This window comes from Kutzneria viridogrisea DSM 43870 (assembly GCF_000525635.1).
Classification (GTDB): Bacteria; Actinomycetota; Actinomycetes; order Mycobacteriales; family Pseudonocardiaceae; genus Kutzneria; species Kutzneria viridogrisea.
In genome coordinates this window covers 9385902-9401649 of sequence record NZ_CP007155.1, presented here as the reverse complement: position 1 = coordinate 9401649, position 15748 = coordinate 9385902, and the positions used below count along the sequence as shown (strand labels likewise).

General features: G+C 70.5%; 16 protein-coding genes. 10 read left to right on the top strand and 6 right to left on the bottom strand.

Annotation, left to right across the window (positions count from 1 at the left end):
• Positions 1-96: 96 nt before the first annotated feature.
• The 5 genes from KALB_RS41325 to KALB_RS41305 are packed head-to-tail and all read left to right on the top strand — an operon-like array spanning position 97 to position 6628.
• Entirely contained in the window at positions 97-621 is a 525-nt protein-coding gene (locus tag KALB_RS41325) for a PadR family transcriptional regulator (RefSeq protein WP_025361554.1), read from the top strand.
• Positions 618-1325, top strand: coding sequence for an ABC transporter ATP-binding protein (locus KALB_RS41320; protein WP_236650128.1), 708 nt, complete (start codon positions 618-620; stop codon positions 1323-1325). The genes KALB_RS41325 and KALB_RS41320 overlap by 4 nt, the downstream gene beginning before the upstream one ends.
• The gene (locus KALB_RS41315; protein ID WP_025361552.1) at positions 1322-3715 is read left to right on the top strand and encodes an ABC transporter permease; all 2394 of its coding nucleotides are present in this window, start codon (positions 1322-1324) and stop codon (positions 3713-3715) included. Before KALB_RS41320 ends, KALB_RS41315 begins: the two co-directional genes overlap by 4 nt.
• Positions 3716-3733: 18 nt before the next feature.
• Positions 3734-4306 carry a hypothetical protein gene (locus tag KALB_RS41310; protein WP_148309858.1) on the top strand — a complete coding sequence of 191 codons (573 nt, stop codon included), beginning with the start codon at positions 3734-3736 and terminating at the stop codon, positions 4304-4306.
• A gap of 24 nt (positions 4307-4330) precedes the next feature.
• Positions 4331-6628, top strand: coding sequence for an ABC transporter permease (locus KALB_RS41305; protein WP_025361550.1), 2298 nt, complete (start codon positions 4331-4333; stop codon positions 6626-6628).
• A 4-nt stretch (positions 6629-6632) separates the two neighbouring features.
• On the opposite strand, the gene KALB_RS41300 is transcribed toward KALB_RS41305, so the two are convergent.
• From KALB_RS41300 to KALB_RS41290, 3 genes are all read right to left on the bottom strand, one after another.
• A complete protein-coding gene (locus KALB_RS41300; protein ID WP_025361549.1) occupies positions 6633-8660 on the bottom strand; it encodes an NACHT domain-containing protein in 2028 nt (675 codons plus the stop codon).
• Between the two features lie 114 nt (positions 8661-8774).
• A complete protein-coding gene (locus tag KALB_RS41295; RefSeq protein WP_025361548.1) occupies positions 8775-9218 on the bottom strand; it encodes an RpiB/LacA/LacB family sugar-phosphate isomerase in 444 nt (147 codons plus the stop codon).
• Positions 9219-9232: 14 nt separating this feature from the next.
• Positions 9233-10372 (bottom strand): methyltransferase domain-containing protein, encoded by a 1140-nt coding sequence (locus KALB_RS41290; RefSeq protein WP_025361547.1) that lies wholly within the window; start codon positions 10370-10372, stop codon positions 9233-9235.
• 111 nt (positions 10373-10483) lie between these two features.
• Here KALB_RS41290 and KALB_RS41285 point away from each other — a divergent pair, with 111 nt between their 5' ends.
• The 5 genes from KALB_RS41285 to KALB_RS41265 all read left to right on the top strand — a co-directional run bounded on the left by KALB_RS41285 (position 10484) and on the right by KALB_RS41265 (position 13260).
• Positions 10484-10906, top strand: a complete 423-nt coding sequence (locus tag KALB_RS41285; RefSeq protein WP_025361546.1) for a helix-turn-helix domain-containing protein — start codon at positions 10484-10486, stop codon at positions 10904-10906.
• Positions 10907-10911: 5 nt separating this feature from the next.
• Positions 10912-11580 carry a hypothetical protein gene (locus tag KALB_RS41280; protein WP_025361545.1) on the top strand — a complete coding sequence of 223 codons (669 nt, stop codon included), beginning with the start codon at positions 10912-10914 and terminating at the stop codon, positions 11578-11580.
• Positions 11581-11665: 85 nt separating this feature from the next.
• Positions 11666-11962: a DUF2516 family protein gene (locus KALB_RS41275; RefSeq protein ID WP_025361544.1), complete on the top strand. Its 297-nt coding sequence runs from the start codon at positions 11666-11668 to the stop codon at positions 11960-11962.
• The gene (locus KALB_RS41270) at positions 11956-12696 is read left to right on the top strand and encodes an alpha/beta fold hydrolase (protein WP_025361543.1); all 741 of its coding nucleotides are present in this window, start codon (positions 11956-11958) and stop codon (positions 12694-12696) included. Before KALB_RS41275 ends, KALB_RS41270 begins: the two co-directional genes overlap by 7 nt.
• A 9-nt stretch (positions 12697-12705) precedes the next feature.
• A complete protein-coding gene (locus tag KALB_RS41265; protein WP_025361542.1) occupies positions 12706-13260 on the top strand; it encodes a YbaK/EbsC family protein in 555 nt (184 codons plus the stop codon).
• On the opposite strand, the gene purU is transcribed toward KALB_RS41265, so the two are convergent.
• Genes purU through KALB_RS41250 form a run of 3 tightly spaced genes read right to left on the bottom strand, consistent with a single transcriptional unit; the run spans position 13257 to position 15746 of the window.
• The gene (gene purU / locus KALB_RS41260; RefSeq protein WP_025361541.1) at positions 13257-14132 is read right to left on the bottom strand and encodes a formyltetrahydrofolate deformylase; all 876 of its coding nucleotides are present in this window, start codon (positions 14130-14132) and stop codon (positions 13257-13259) included. The two genes, KALB_RS41265 and purU, sit on opposite strands and share 4 nt — an antisense overlap.
• A gap of 29 nt (positions 14133-14161) precedes the next feature.
• On the bottom strand, positions 14162-14908 hold the full coding sequence (locus KALB_RS41255) for a maleylpyruvate isomerase family mycothiol-dependent enzyme (protein WP_025361540.1): 747 nt from the start codon (positions 14906-14908) through the stop codon (positions 14162-14164).
• Positions 14909-14918: 10 nt separating this feature from the next.
• Positions 14919-15746: a class I SAM-dependent methyltransferase gene (locus KALB_RS41250; protein ID WP_030110845.1), complete on the bottom strand. Its 828-nt coding sequence runs from the start codon at positions 15744-15746 to the stop codon at positions 14919-14921.
• Positions 15747-15748: the final 2 nt, after the last annotated feature.

Here is a 15748-nt window from a genome sequence, read left to right as displayed (position 1 = left end):
CCGCTGCCAGGGCAGACGACCGAGCAAAGTCGCAGGTTGCGTGGTATGCACAGGGTGTATAGACCGGGCGTATACACTCGATGTACAGTGGCTCGCATGTCAATCGGGCTCACGTTGCTGGGGTTGCTGGAGACCGGCCCTCGGCACGGTTACGACCTCAAGCGCGCCTACGACGAGCGCTTCGGTCACGATCGGCCGCTGCACTACGGCCAGGTCTACTCGACACTGTCGAGACTGCTCCGTGACGGCCTCGTCGAGGTCGAGGGTGTCGAGGCTGGCGGCGGTCCTGACCGGAAGCGCTACGCCATCACCGGTGCGGGCGTCACGGACGTGCACGAGTGGCTCGCCACGCCGGAGAAGCCCGAGCCGTACCTCCAGAACACGCTCTACACGAAGGTCGTGCTCGCCCTGCTGTCCGGTCGTGCCGCAGCGGAGGTGCTGGACGTGCAGCGCTCGGCGCACTTGAGACTGATGCGTGAGCTGACCCGCCGAAAGTCCGGCGGTGACCTGGCTGACCAGCTCATCTGCGACCACGCGTTGTTCCACCTGGAAGCCGACCTGCGGTGGCTCGAGCTCACCACCGCCCGGCTGAACCAACTCGCCAAGGAGATTCGGTCGTGAACGCCGGAGCACTGATCACAGACGAGAGCGTTGCTCTGCTCGAAGCGATCGACCTGCGCAAGTCCTTCGGGCCCACGCCCGCGCTCGACGGCGCGGGACTACGGATGCACGCAGGCGAGGTGGTTGCGGTGATGGGGCCTTCGGGTTCCGGCAAGTCCACGCTGCTGCACTGCCTGGCAGGCATCCTGCAACCCGACTCCGGCCAGGTCCTGTACCGAGGTGCCGAGCTCAGCGCCATGTCCGACGGCGTGCGCAGCGAACTGCGACGCACCGAGTTCGGCTTCGTGTTCCAGTTCGGTCAGCTCGTGCCCGAGCTGACCAGCCTGGAGAACGTCGCGCTGCCGCTGCGGCTCGGTGGCATGCGCCGCAAGGAGGCCGAGTCCAGGGCCACCGAGTGGCTGGAGCGGCTCGAGGTCGCCGACGTCGCCGCCAAGCGGCCGGGGGAGACCTCCGGCGGCCAGGGCCAGCGGGTCGCCGTGGCACGCGCACTGGTCACCGGCCCGAAGGTGGTCTTCGCCGACGAGCCCACCGGTGCCCTCGACTCGCTCAACGGCGAGCGCGTCATGCAGCTGCTGGTGGCCGCCGCGAAGGACACGAACGCGGCCGTGGTGCTGGTCACGCACGAACCCAGGGTCGCCGCCTACTCCGACCGCGAGGTCGTCGTCCGGGACGGCAAGTCCCGCGAAGTGGAGCTGGCTCGGTGAACTCCTCCGACAACCGTTCTCGGGAAACGGTTGGCGCCCGGTCTCGGGGGCCGGGCGCCCTGCTCACCCGCTGGGTGGGCGATCTCGCCCTGGGGGTCCGGCTCGCACTCGGGGGCGGCCGGACCTCCTGGGCGAGGCTCGCGCTGACCGCGGTCGGCGTAGGGCTGGGCGTCGCCGTGCTGCTCGCGGCGACCTCGTTGCCGCACATGCTCCAGGTCCGCAACGAACGGGGCAACGCGCGCGCCATCCCGTCGCACGGTTCTGTTGAGGCCCAGCAGCAGTCGGTTGCCGGGGTGGACCCGGTCGACATCGAACTGCGCAACGACGAGTACCAGGGCCGTGGCCTGCAGGGCTACGTGGTCCAGCTGAACGGCCCGAACCCGCCGCACGCCCCCGGCGTGGACAGGCTGCCTGGCCCCGGTGAGGTCGTGCTGTCCCCCGCACTGGCCGAACTGCTCAACTCCCCGGGCGGCGACCTGCTGCGACCCCGGTTCTCCCAGCGGGTCATCGGCACCATCGCCGACGAGGGGCTCACCGGGCCGAACGAGTTGTTCTTCTACGTGGGCCTGCCCAGCCTCGCTGGGCAGACCGAGGTCGGCCGCATCCACAACTTCGGCTGGCAGGAGGCCCCGCGTGAACTGCGTGGCATCGAATGGCTGCTGATCGCGCTCGGCGCGGCCACCTTCCTGATCCCGGTGGTCGTGTTCGTCGCGACCAGCACCAGGCTCGCCGCCTCCGCCCGGGACCGCAGGCTCGCCGCGCTGCGCCTGGTCGGCGCGGACGGCAAACAGGTGCGCCGGATCGCTGCCGGTGAGGCGTTCGTCGGTGCGATCGCCGGGTTGTTCGTCGGTGTCGCGATGTTCCTCGTCGCGAGGCAGGTCGTGCCCGCACTCAGCTTCTCCGCGTTGCGGGGTGGGATCTTCGCTGCGGACATCCGTCCTGAGTGGACACTCATCGCGCTGATCCTCGTGCTGGTCCCCCTGCTCTCGGTCGGTGTCGCCACGCTCTCCCTGCGCAGGACGATCATCGAGCCGTTGGGCGTCGTGCGCCGGGGCAGGCAGGGGCGTCGCAAGCTGTGGTGGCGGCTGATCCCGGTCGTGGTCGGTGTTGGCCTGCTGTTGTGGAAGTCCAAGTCGTTCGAACGGGCCGTGGACAACTCGAGCCAGGCAGCGGTCGTCGCGGGCATCATCCTGTTGCTGATCTCGGTTCCAGTGATCCTTCCGTGGGTCGTGGAGCGAGTCGTCGTGCTGCTGCGCGGTGGGTCACCGTCCTGGCAACTGGCCATTCGGCGCCTGCAACTGGACAGTGGGACCTCGGCGCGGGTCGTCGGCGGTGTCGCGGTGGTGTTGACCGGGGCGATCGCCCTCCAGACCCTGTTCATCCCGGCGCGCAGTGAGGCCACCCCCCGCAGCTCCGCCAACACCGAGCTCTGGGCGGGCATGCCGGCCACCAGCCTCACCGAGGTCGACGTGTTCCGGAGCGCACTGGGCGGGCTGGTCGGCCTGGGCAGTGCGAAGTTCGCCGTGAACGGACAAGTACAGGACGCCAAGGGCCAGCGGGTCAACCTCGAACTGGGCAGCTGCGAGGAACTCCGTGCAATGGTCAAGCTCGACCGCTGCGCGGAGGGAGACGCCTTCTACGTCCCCCTGCCTGGGGCGACGCGGCCTTCCCCGGACTCGCACACGTTCGTACCTGTTGCCGGGCAACAGGTCTGGTTCTCCGGTAGCTATGGGCAGGACCTCGCGAAGTTGCCCAAGTGGACGGTTCCCGCCAACCTTCGCTCGGTCGATCCCGTGAAGGACAGCGGTTCCGCGGTCGGCTCCCTGTTGGTGACCAAGGGGGCGATCGCGAAGGTCACCAACCCCGCCCTGTACGCCCACGCCTCGATCGCACCGAAGACGCCTGATCCGCAGTTCGTCGAGTACGCCCGCAACGCGCTGGCCCCGCTGGGCTGGAAAGCCAACGTCTACTCGAACAACCAGGACGGCAACGACATCTTCCTGTTGATCAGCAGGGTGCTCAACATCGGTTCGATCATCACCCTGCTGCTCGCTGCGGCGAGCCTGATGGTGGTGGCGCTGGAACAGATCCGGGAACGGCGCAGGGCGCTGGCCGTGTTGATGGCCAACGGTGTCCAGCGCAAGGTGCTGGCGGTCTCCCTGCTGTGGCAGAACACGATCCCGATCGTGCTCGGCGTGGTGATCGCATTGGCCACCGGTGTCGGGCTCGCCGTGCTGCTGCTCGGCATCAGCGGCAGGACAGTCGCACTGGACTGGCCAATGATCGCGGCCTACTGCGGCACCGGGGCGCTCGCCGTGCTCGCGGTGACGATGTTGACCCTGCCCTCCCTGTGGCGCGCGGCCAGCGTCGAGGGATTGCGGGGCGAGTGAGCCGTGCTGCGCAGGTCCGTGCTGCTCGCGGCGGCGATTGCCGCGGTGGCCGCCGCACTGCTGGTGCCACAGGTGATCGCCAGCCGCGAGGCCCGGACCGGGGCCTTGACCTTCAGTGCGGTTCAGCACCCGGTCGCCGGGGTCGAGCCGCTGTACCTGCGCGCACAGTTTGGTGACCACCACGGACAGGCGGTGATCGGGTACGCGGTACGACCCGGTGAGTCGAACACCGTGTTACCACCGGGAGTCAGCCGGTTGCCGGGGCCCGGGGAGGCGGTCGTCTCCCCGGGCCTGGAGGCCCTGTTGCTCTCCCATGACGGCGACGCGCTGCGACCGTTGTTCCCGATGGGCGTCGTCTCACTGATCGCTGAGGACGGCCTCGCCGAAGATGGTGAACTCCGCTACTACGTGGGAGACAGGACCGTCGGCCGCGACAACGCAGTCTACGAGTTCGGGGCTCCGACCAGTCCGGCACCGTCATGGCCATTCGAGGTCGTGGCAGCGCTGGCATCGGTGCTCGGCATCGCCTCATTGATCAGAACGCTGCCGATGTGGAGCTGGCGCATGTTCGGTGCACAGGCACAGCGCTGAACGCGACGTCAGGGGAGCGGACGAGTGCATACTTTCTTTTCCTGGCAACGAGACCTCGCACTCGGTGTGCGGCTGGCGGCCGGTGGCGGTCGGCGGGGCTGGATCCGCTTGGGGCTCACTGCGTTGGGGATCGGCTTCGCGGTGGGAGTCCTGCTGATCGGCGCTTCCGTGCCGACGATCGTGGCCGGGCAGTCCGCTCGCGGCATGGCGCAGAGCGCCAGCACGGTCGTGCTGCCAGGAGTGGACCCGCTCTACTTCCGCAACAGCGCGCTCGACGACTACCGAGGTGTGCGGCTCACCGGCTACTGGGTGTCGCCCAGCGGTCCCAGTTCCCCCAAGCCACCTGGTGTGGACAAGCTGCCCGGCGCGGGCGAAGCCGTGGTGTCGCCTGCGCTTGCCGACCTGCTCGCGTCCGAGGCCGGAGCGGCACTGCGCCCCCGGTTCCCCAACGGCGTCATTGGCGTGATCGCCGACAACGGGCTGAAAGGTCCCGCTGAGTACCGGTTCTACGTGGGGACGCCTGATCACGGCACGATTGATCAGGGTTGGAATCCGGTCTACTCGTTCGGCGACATGGACGCCGTACACGAGGTGGTGCCTGCGGTCTGGCTGCTGGCCGTCGTGGGGTTGGTCGCCCTGTTGTTCCCGGTGCTCGTGTTCGTCTCGACCAGCACCCGGCTTGCCGGGGCCGCCCGTGATCGGCGTCTTGCGGCGCTGCGCCTCGTCGGGGGCAGCGCGCAGCAGGTGTGCCGCATCGCAGCAGGTGAGGCGCTGCTCGGCGCGGTGGTGGGGCTGTTCGTCGGTGCTGTGCTGTTCCTGCTCGGTTGTGGGTTCGTCGAGCAGATCGACCTGTTCGGCGTGAGCGCCTTCGCCGCGGACGTACTCCCGGTGCCCGCGTTGGTCGGTGTGATCGTGGTGGCGGTGCCCGCGCTGGCGGTCGTCTCCTCGTTGATCGCCATGCGCCGCACCACCGTCGAGCCGCTTGGCGTCGTGCGCCTCGGTCGACCTGCACGGCGACGACTGTGGTGGCGGCCCGTCCCCGTGGTAATCGGCCTTGCCCTGCTGCTGAGCCAAGGCGGTGCGTCGGGCGCGATGCGCACAGATGCGCTCGTCGCGGGCGTGTGCACCTTCCTGCTCGGCGTGCCGCTACTGCTGCCCTGGTTACTTGAACGAACGGTCGTGCACCTTGTTGGTGGTGCTCCCTCCTGGCAGTTGGCGATCCGGCGCATGCAGCTCGACAGCGGCACACCGGCTCGTGTTGTCGGCGGCATCGCCGTGGTGCTTGCTGGCGGTATCGCGTTGCAGAGCGTCATCGCCGGAGTCGGCGCATCGGTTGGCGCACCCATGGAGCGGGCCGGGCTGACTGGTCGGTCAAACGTGCAGCTTGCAGACGTCTCGGTAGAGGACCTGGAAGCTTGGGCATCACGTCTTCGCGGGCTGCCTGCGGTTCGCGGTGTGCTGCCGCAGACCACCTTGCAGGTGAGTGACCCGGGTTCGGGTGAGTCCACACAGCTGACGATCGCCTCGTGCGAGTCGTTGCTCGCCCGACTTCCGCTGGGGCACTGCTCGGACGGTGACGCGTTCCTCGTCGGCAGCGGCTGGTCACCCAGGCCGGGGCAGCAGGTGGTGGTGCGCAGCTACGGCCAGAGTCGCAGCACTGCTCCATGGATGCTGCCTATCTCCACTGCGTCAGCGGTGCAGATAGGCAGCGGCACAGCTGCACCGCAGACGCCGCTGTTCGGTGTGCTCGCCACGCCCGGGGCGTTCCGCGGCATGACGGTGCCGCCGGGCGACATGTCGATCCAGGTGCAGTTGCGCGACAGCGACCCGGCCGGCGCCGACCAGGTCGCCAACGCTGTGACGGCACTGGGCTGGCGCGCCCAGGTCGACGACGGCGGCGCGACCACTGTGAGCGACCAGGTCCGCCAGTTCCGCACGGTGCGCAACGCCGTACTGCTCGGTTCCGGCATCACTCTGCTGCTCGCGGGCGCCAGCCTGCTGGTGCTCGCGGTCGAACAGGTGCGCGAACGTCGTAGGCAGTTGGCGGTGCTCGCGGCCAGCGGTGTGCCTGTGCGGACCCTGGCCAGGTCGATCCTCTGGCAGAACCTCGTGCCGGTGCTCATTGCCACCGCCGTCGCGGTGCTCACCGGGCTCGTCCTCGGCGCATTCCTGCTCGGTGTCATCTCCCGGCCGGTGGTCTTCAACTGGGCTGGAGTGGTGCTGCTCACGAGCTCCGCCGCGGCGTTGGTGCTGGGCGTCACCGCAGCAACACTGCCGACGCTGCGCAGGGCGAGCAGGCCGGTTGAGCTGCGCGCCGAGTGAGTTGTCAGGGTTTCTTGTCAGGTTTGATTGCGCCGTGCTCGTCCGCCGAGTCCTGAGCCAAGTGCTCCTGCACACGAGCATGGCGGAACTGGTAGCGCGCTCCCACCTGGCGCAGCACGCCCAGCTGGTGGGCGTCCTCCAGGAACTCCAGCAGCCGGTACGGCAGCCGCCCGCGCATCGCCAGCCAGGCCCGCGCCACGCTGAACCACCACCAGTTGCGCGACATCGCCGACAGCACGAACCCGAGCAGTGCACCCGCGCTGAAGCCGAGCCACACCATCCCAGTACGGCCCGCGCCGAACAGCAGCGCCGCGGCCGATCCCACGCCGATGCCGAACACGAGCACCACCAGGCCGACGAGCGCGCGGTCACGGGACATGGTCGCCTCCGCGCTGGGCGGCCTGCTCAGCTCCACCGGGCTGCCCAGTGAGAAGCGCAGGGCGGTGGCGATGGCCACGCTCAGACCTGAGATCAGCCCGGGATCAGCGCCGAACAGCGCGCCGAAGACCAGCCCGACCGCCGTACCGCTGATCAGGCTGACCACCAACATGCTGCGTGCCGCCCCGAAGCGCACCGATGCCGAGGCGGCACGTCCACGTGAGGTCGTGCTGAACAGCGTGCCCGCGGTGGCCAGCGTGCCCGCGATCGAGCCGGTCACGGTGGCGGTGCTGAGCACGGTCAGCCGGTTCACCAGCGCCACCATCAGCCCCACGCTCAGCGCCGTCATCAGCCCCAGCGAGACCGCGCCGAGCACGGTCAGCCAGTACCGGTGGACCAGGCGCCGCAGCTCCCACCAGGGCAGTTCCCGGTGCTGCATCCTGGTCGCCAGGAAGACCAGCCACCGCCTGGCCTGCTCGGGTTCCCACATGTCCGAGGTGGCGGGCAGGTGGTCGGTGCGCGCGCCCTCGTCCGCCAGCGAGGGGAACACCGCGGTCACCAGCCCGTCCAGCAGGAACTCCTCGATCGAGGCGCGGTTCGGGAACCGGCCCGGGTCGAGCAGTTCGGTCGGGTTCGTGGCCACGTCGGCGTAGCGGGTCCTGGCCAGCCACACCATCAGCGGGCTGCTCAGCGTCTCCGCCAGCGGGCCGTCCGGGTCGTGCCGCAGGTGCAGCAGCAGCGGTTCCCAGCGGGACGCCGCCACGCGGGTCGAACTGCCACGCAGCACGGTGGCCAGCGCGTCCTGCTCGACCGGGTCCAGTTCGATCACCGAGGCGTTGCGCAGCGGCCCGACCCGGGACACCGCGGAGCCGTACGCCGTGGGGCGCGAGGTCAGCACGAGGGGCGTGGCCGGGGGCACCGCCTTGTTGATCCCCTGCAGCGCCGCGACCCGCAGGTTCGCCGGGATCTCGTCGAACGCGTCGAGCACGGGCAGGACGCGGCGCTGGTCGACGAGCAGTTCCGCGGCATAGCTGCCGTACAACTCGGTGTTGCGCAGTGCCGGGTAGTCCTCGCGCAGGCGTTGGGTGATCCACGTCCGCAGGTCCACCCGGGGGTTCCACGAGCCGAGCGGCAGGAGTACCGGTAGCTGGTCGTGCGGGCCGAAGTCCTCCAGCAGGCCCAGCGCGAGCAGCAGCGCCAGCGAGCTCTTGCCCGAACCCGCAGGTCCGAGCACCACGACGCGCCTGCCGGGCAGAGCGCGGAACCAGGGCACCACGGCGTCGACCGACCCGGACAACTGGTCCGGGGCAGCGGGGTTGTCGGCGGGTACCAGCGGAGTCGCCGACCAGGTCAGCGGCAGCTGGTAGGGCCGACTGAGTTCGCGCACCTCGGACTCGGCACGCAACTGCGCGCTGACGGCCTGGGCCAGCCCGGTCGATGCGCTGGCCAGCTGCGCCGGGGTGCTGGGATCGGTGGAGGCCGAGTTGCGCATCCACGGGTCGAGCACGCCGATGAGCACGATGAACAGCGCGGTCACGGTCGACAGCCACAGCGTCGGGTTGATGCCGTTGTCGGTCCACACCAAGCCGATCGTCGCCAGCACGGCGATCAGCACACAGGCCACGACTACGGCACGCTGCCGGGAGATGGACACCGCTGAATCATGACCGACGCCCCGTCACGGACCGTCCAGGGTCGGTGGCGCGTCGTCACGCGGTGCGCCGAATCGTTAGCCGCGCGGCCCCCGGGGGAGCCGCGCGGCGGGCGGTCAGCGCTGCTCCATCTCCGTGACGTGCTTGATGCTGGCCAGGTCGTTCGCGTCATCGGTGACCTCGGCGGCGAACCAGGAGTCCAGGATCTCGTCGAGCACCGGCAGCGAGGTCGTGCGCAGGCTCAGCGCGAGCACGTTGGCGTCGTTCCAGCGCCGCGCGCCCTGGGCGGTGTAGGCGTCGCCACACAGCGCGGCCCGCACACCCGGCACCTTGTTCGCCGCGATCGAGGCGCCCGTGCCGGTCCAGCAGCACACCACGGCCTGGTCGGCGCGGCCCTCGGCCACGTCACGCGCCGCGGCCTCGCTGGCGTGCGCCCAATCGTCCGGTTCGCCCGGGTTGATCGCACCGTGCGCGAGCACCTCATGGCCGCGCCGCCGCAGTTCGTCGGCGATGTCGGCGCCGATACCGTCGAGCATGTCCGCGGAAACCGAGATCTTCACGTGGCACACGGTACTCAGGCCAGCGGCCACCGGTGAGGGCTGTCCGGGGTGTCCAGCCAGAAGTACTGCGCCTCGGGGGTCACGGTGAGCCCGAACCTGTCCCTGCACGGCCGGTCCAGTGCATCCCACTGCTCGTACGCCGTTTCGGCCAGGTCCCACAGACTGCGCGGACCGCCTTGCACGACAACGCCTTCGACGTAGTTCGCCCAGGATCCGTCGGCGTGGGCCAGCCAGGTGCCGCCCTGCTCGTCGGTCCAGGGCATGACCCCGGGTAGCAGCAGCCCCGCGTAGAACTCGAACCGCAGCCCCGGTCGCAGCAAGGTCCGCGCGGACAACTCGGTCTGCCGACGCGAGGTCTGCGGGCCGCGTGGCCAGCCACTCCAGGCGGTTCGGTGTGCGCGCAGCGGCATGAAGCGCCCGTCGTCGAGCAGTACTCGACCCTCCGCGTGCGGTCCGCCGGTCGCGGTCAGCCGTACCAGTCCGGCGCCGATGGGGCGGTTGAGGGTGGTCACGACCTGGCCCCCCGGAACGGTCTGTTCCAGCCAGGGCAACGGAATCCGGGACACGGAGCAGGTGCAGAGCACGCGGTCGTACGGCGAGTTGGCGGCATGGCCGAGCGCGCCGTCGCCGATGACCGACGCCGGTGCGTACCCGGCACGGCTGAGGTTTTCCTCTGCTCTGGCAACGATGTCCGGGTCCACGTCCACGGTGCTGACCAGGTCCCCGCCGAGCCGGTGGCACAGCAGTGCCGTGTTGTAGCCGGTCCCGGTGCCGATCTCCAACACGTTGTGTCCACTGTGGACGTCCAGCGCCTCGAGCATGATCGCCATGATGGTGGGCATGCTGGACGAGCAGGTGGGCGTGCCGCTGACCGGGCCGAGTGCTGCTGCCTGCCGTGCGATCTCGGTGCCGTCGAGTTGGGTGACGAGCACGCGGTCCTGGTACACCGAGGGGAGCCACCGCTCGTCCAGGCTGGTGACCAGTGACCAGTCACCGCTGCTGAGCCGGTTGAAGAACCAGGGTAGGAAGAGGTGCCGGGGCACCTCCTGGAACGCCGCCCGCCAGTGTGGGGCGGTCAGCAGGTCCTCGGTGAGCATGGCGTCGACCAGCTGACGACGCAGCACCGCCGCCTCGCGTTCGAGGTCATCGCCCATGCGGCACAACGTAGTCGCTGTGACCGCAAGCACGCTCGAATGGTGCAAGCAGTCCGCTTGCAACTGCTAGCACTGCGGCGTACCGTGGGTATGACGACAGGGAGTGGACGGATGGACAAGGGCGTCAACCAGGCGGTCGAAGCGGTCGCCGACCTCGGACGCGACATCGGTGAGTACATCCGCCAGCAGCGCAACACCGCACAGATCTCGTTGCGGCAGCTGGCGAAGCTCGCCGGGGTCTCCAACCCGTACCTCAGCCAGATCGAGCGCGGCCTGCGCAAGCCGAGCGCGGAGATCCTGCAGCAGATCGCCAAGGGTCTGCGCATCTCCGCGGAGGCGCTCTACGTGCAGGCCGGGATCCTGCAGGAGCGCGCGGGCGGCGCCGTGGTGGACGCGGTGCTCGCCGACCACGACCTGACCGAGCGGCAGAAGCAGGTGCTGCTCGACGTTTACGAGACCTTCCGGCGGGAGAACGCAATGACGCGCTCCGCACAAGGTGAACACCCCGCCGAGACCGAGGACACCGAGGAGTGATCAGTATGCCCACCCTTCCCACCACCGAGGACGTGCGCAAGGTCGGCGAGCAGGCCGTCGCGGCCGTCGGCACCGTGCTGGAGCAGGCCCGCACCCCGCTGCTGGCCGCCCTGGGCGCCGGCGACCTGGCGGGCAAGGCCGTCACCGAGGCGCTGGCCAAGGCCAGGACCCAGGTGAACGAGCGCGCCGAGGCTGCCCGCACCGCCGTGGACGAGCTGCCCTCCGACCTGGGTGGCCTGCGCGAGAAGCTGGACCCGGCCGAGCTGCGCAAGCTGCTGGACACCTACACCACCGCCGCGTCCAACCTCTACGAGTACCTCGCCGAGCACGGCGCGGAGACCCTGGGCAAGCTGCGCGCGCAGCCGCAGGTCAAGCGGGCGCTGGACCAGGTCGAGGCCGCGCAGCACCGCGCCGAGGACCTCGCCGCCGACGCCCGCGGCCTGGCCGACGACGTGCTGGGCAAGGTCGCCCGGCGCACCCGCTCGGTGGGCGAGCAGGCCGCCGAGAAGGTAGAGGACCTGGCCGAGCAGGTCGCCGAGGACGTGGTCGAGGCCGGTGGCGAGGTCGCCGCGGAGACCCGCAGCGTGACCCGCAAGGCCGCGAACAAGGCCGCCGCCCCGCGCAAGCCCGCGACCCCGGCTGCCACCGCGAAGAAGACCACCGACGAGAGCTGACGCGGCGCCGCGGCAGTGCTCCCGCCCAGGAGCACTGCCGCGGCCTTCGTGCGCTCTCGTGCCTTCTGGACGTAGGCTGGTGTCCGTGCCCCTCCGTCTCGACTTCCTGGTGCTGCAGACGATCTGGTTTGCGGCCATGCCGGTTGGTGCCTACGCCCTGCTGCACGCGCTCCTGCAACGTGCGGACGCCTTCACCGCCATCGACCGCATGACGAAGGTCTCCTGGTCGCTGATCACCGCGGGCGCCATGGCGGGGTTGCTGCTGTTCACCCCAGGCGGCGCCGGCTTCGTGTTCTGGATGGCCGCGCTGGTCGCATCCCTGGTCTACATCGTGGACGTGCGCCCCAAGCTGAACGAGGTGCAGCGCGGCAACAAGTGGTGATCCGCTGGCGGTCGCACGGCCGCGGCTCGCCGGTCACCCTGGTCGCACCGGGACTGGGCGCCACCGAGGGCGAGGCCCGCATCCCAGCCTCGGGGCTGTCGGGCACCCGGGTCGTGGCCACGCTGCCCTCGCACGGTGACGCCCCGGACGCCCCTGATGACTACTGGAGCTACTCCAGGATCGCCGCCGATCTGCTCGGCGTCGCCGACGAGATCGGCGCGAGCAGAGCAATCGGCACCTCGCTCGGCGCGGGAGCGCTGACCTCCATCGCCGCCGCGCATCCCCACCGATTCGATCGACTCGTATTGCTGCTGCCCGCCGCGCTCGACCGGCCTCGCGCGCCTGCCGCGATGTGGTCCTACGAGCGGCTCGCTGACGCAGCTCAAGCCGGTGACGTGCGAGAACTGCGCGAACTGGTCGCCGCCGAGGTCCCTACGGGCATGGACGTGGGCGATCACGTCGACCGACGCACTGCTGCACTGCTGCGGCTCAGCTCGGCGTTGCGCGCCATCCCCGAACAAGTCCCCGTTGCTGATGCGACGCAGCTCAGCTCCGTGGCCGCACCCGTGCTGGTCATCGGAGCTGTGGGCGATCCGCTGCACCCCGAGCAGGTCGCCAAGGACGTGGCCAGGGCCTTCCCCGCAGCGCACCTGGAGCTGTTCGACTCCGCCGCGCCGCTGATCACGCACCGCAAGGAGATCCGCTCACTGCTGGTGGACTTCCTGGCTGGTTAGTGTGGGGTCATGACGACGGTGTGGACGATCGCGGGCAGCCTGGACGTCGGGCCGGTGACCGAGCGCATGGACCTGCTCGCCGCGCCGGTCGCCGAGGCCGTGCGCCGACTGGACCCGGCCGAGGCGGACCGGATCGGTGCGGTGCGGATCGACCCGGAGCTGGCCGACACGGCGGCGTTCTGCGAGCACTACGGCTCACCGATCGAGGCCTCGGCCAACTGCGTGGTGGTCGCGGGCAAGCGCGCCGGTGAGGTGCGCTACGCCGCGTGCCTGGTGCTGGCGACCACGCGCGCCGACGTGAACGGCCTGGTCAAGCGCAGGCTCGACGTGCGCAAGGCCTCCTTCGCGCCGATGGCGGACGCGGTCGGGCTGACCGGCATGGAGTACGGCGGCATCACCCCGATCGGCCTGCCCGCGGACTGGCCGCTCCTGCTCGACGCGCGCGTCGCGGCGGCGCCCGAGCTGGTGATCGGCAGCGGTGTCCGCGGCGGCAAGCTCCTGGTGCCCGGCGACCTGCTCGCCAAGCTGGCCGGTGCCGAGGTGATCGAGGGCCTGGGCGGCTAGAACACGACCGTGCGGTTGCCGTGCACGAGCACCCGGTCCTCCAGGTGCCAGCGCAGCCCGCGGGCCAGCACGACCTTCTCGATGTCCCTGCCCTTGCGGACCATGTCGGCGACCGAGTCCCCGTGGTCCACCCGGATCACGTCCTGCTCGACGATCGGCCCCGCGTCCAGCTCGGCGGTCACGTAGTGGCAGGTCGCGCCGATCAGCTTGACCCCGCGCGTGTGCGCCTGGTGGTACGGCCGGGCGCCGACGAACGAGGGCAGGAAGCTGTGGTGGATGTTCAGCGCCTTGCCCGCCCATGCCGCGCACAGCTCGTGCGGCAGCACCTGCATGAACCGGGCCAGCACGATGGCGTGCGGGTGGTGCCCGTCGACGAGCTGCCGCAGCTGGGCGAAGGCCGCCGCCTTGCCCTCGCCGTCACCAGCGGGGAAGGGCACGTGGTGGAACGGGATGCCGTGCGCCTCAGTGATCTTGGCCAGGTCCTTGTGGTTGCCGATCACGCTGGTGACCTCGACGTCGAGCTCGCCCGAGGCCACCCTGCCCAGCAGGTCGTACAGGCAGTGCCCCTCCTTGGACACCAGCAGCACGACCCGGCGCCGCTCCGCGGTGTCGGTGATCTGCCAGTCCACCCTGGGACCGAACTTGCGGACCACGTCGGTGAAGCGCGCACGCAGCTCCGCGGGGCCGAACGGCAGCGAGTCGGCCCGCACCTCCTGCCTGGTGAAGAACCAGTTCGTGACCGGATCTGTGTGGTAGGCGGCCCCGACGATCCAGCCGCCGGCCTCGGCGAGGAAGCCGGATATCCCGGCGACGATCCCGGTCCGGTCAGGGCAGCCCAGGGTGATCACGTATCGGCGTTCAGGCAGTGGCACAGCCGGTCATTCTCCCAGACGGGAGGGGGTCACGGGGCGAGCGCTTTGAGCAGTTCTGCCTCGCCGGTGATGATCGCGTTGCTGGGCCGTCCCCACACCGCGCGGTACAGCGCGTCCGCGGTGCCCGCCACGGTCACGTCCACGTCGGTGCCCGAACCCGGGGCCGGCCCGACAACGGCCGGGCTGCCCGCGGTCAGCGTCACCTGCCAGGTCCGGCCCGCGTCGGCGGCGTGGTAGAGCACGCGCCCGTCGACCTGGACCCCGCCCGGCTTGCGCTGGCTGAGGATGGGCGCCAGCACCGACAGGTACTCGTCCACCCCGTCAGCGGCCATCTCCGGGTCGAACACCAGCGGAGGCAGCGCGGTGCCCTGGGCCAGCGCGGCCTCGGCGTCCAGGCGGTGGATCGCCGTCTCGTGGGCCTGTCGACGGGACCAGAAGCCGACCTTCCCGTTGACCCCGTTGAACGCCCAGGTCGGCGTGTCCGGATCGGCCTTGGTCAGCTCCCCGGCGAGCTGCTCGGTCACGCCCTGCCAGTGCGTCAACAGCTCGGACCAGTCCGAGGGCACGCTGTCGGGGAAGGGCGGCCGCTGCGAGGTGTCCCCGCTGGTGACCGCGGTCAGCGCCCAGCCGTGCACCTTGGCCGTGTGCTCGACGAGGTCCCGGACGGTCCACTCCGGGCAGGTCGGCACCGGCGCGTCCGGACCGGTCTGCCGCACCGCGGCCCGCATCGCTTCCGCCTGCTCGGTCAGCTTCGCGACCAGTTGCAAGTGATCCACAGCCCTGACGCTAGTCGATGGGGCCGGGTGCGACAGCCGTCCAGGGAACGGTCAGTTCGCCCAGCCGCCACCGGCGCCGGTCGTCCAGCACCGGCCAGCCCCGCGCGGCCAGCAGCCGGACCGATTCGACCCAGCGCGCCCGCGGCCCGAACGGCACGAACGGCGCCGCGGTGGCCCAGCAGTCGTCCAGTTCGGACAACAACCCGTGCACCCGCTCACCGGGCACGTTGCGGTGGATCAGCGCCTTCGGCAGCCGTTCCGCGAGGTCGGTGGGGTTCTCCAGGTCGGCGGGCTTGCACGCCAGCGTGAAGGTGCGCGGGCCCTCGGCGTCCAGCAGCACCCAGCTGCACCGTCGGCCGATCTCGTCACAGGTCCCCTCGACCAGCAGGCCGCCTGGGGCCAACCGCCCGCGCAGCCTGTCCCACGCCTCGGTGGACTGCTCCTCCGTGTACTGCCGGAGCACGTTGAACGCACGCACCAGCGTCGGCCGCAGCCCGGCCAGCTCGAACCCGCCACGCCGGAACAGCAGGCGCGGCGGGTCGTTGGCGTGCTCGGCCGCGGCCACCCGCTCGGCGTCCAGTTCGAGACCGACCGTGCGGATGTCCGGGCGCACCGCTCGCAGCCTGCCGGCCATCTCGACCGTGGTCACCGGCGTCGCCCCGTAGCCGAGGTCGACCACCAGCGGATCGGCCGCCGACCGCAACGCCTCGGCGGTGGCCTGGGTGCCGACCACCCACCGGTCCACCCTGCGCAGCCGGTTGGGATTCGTGGTGCCCCGGGTCGGCAGGCCGAGCGCGCGGGCCCGCCCGGCAGCCAGCCGGGGCTTCTTCGTCGCCATCG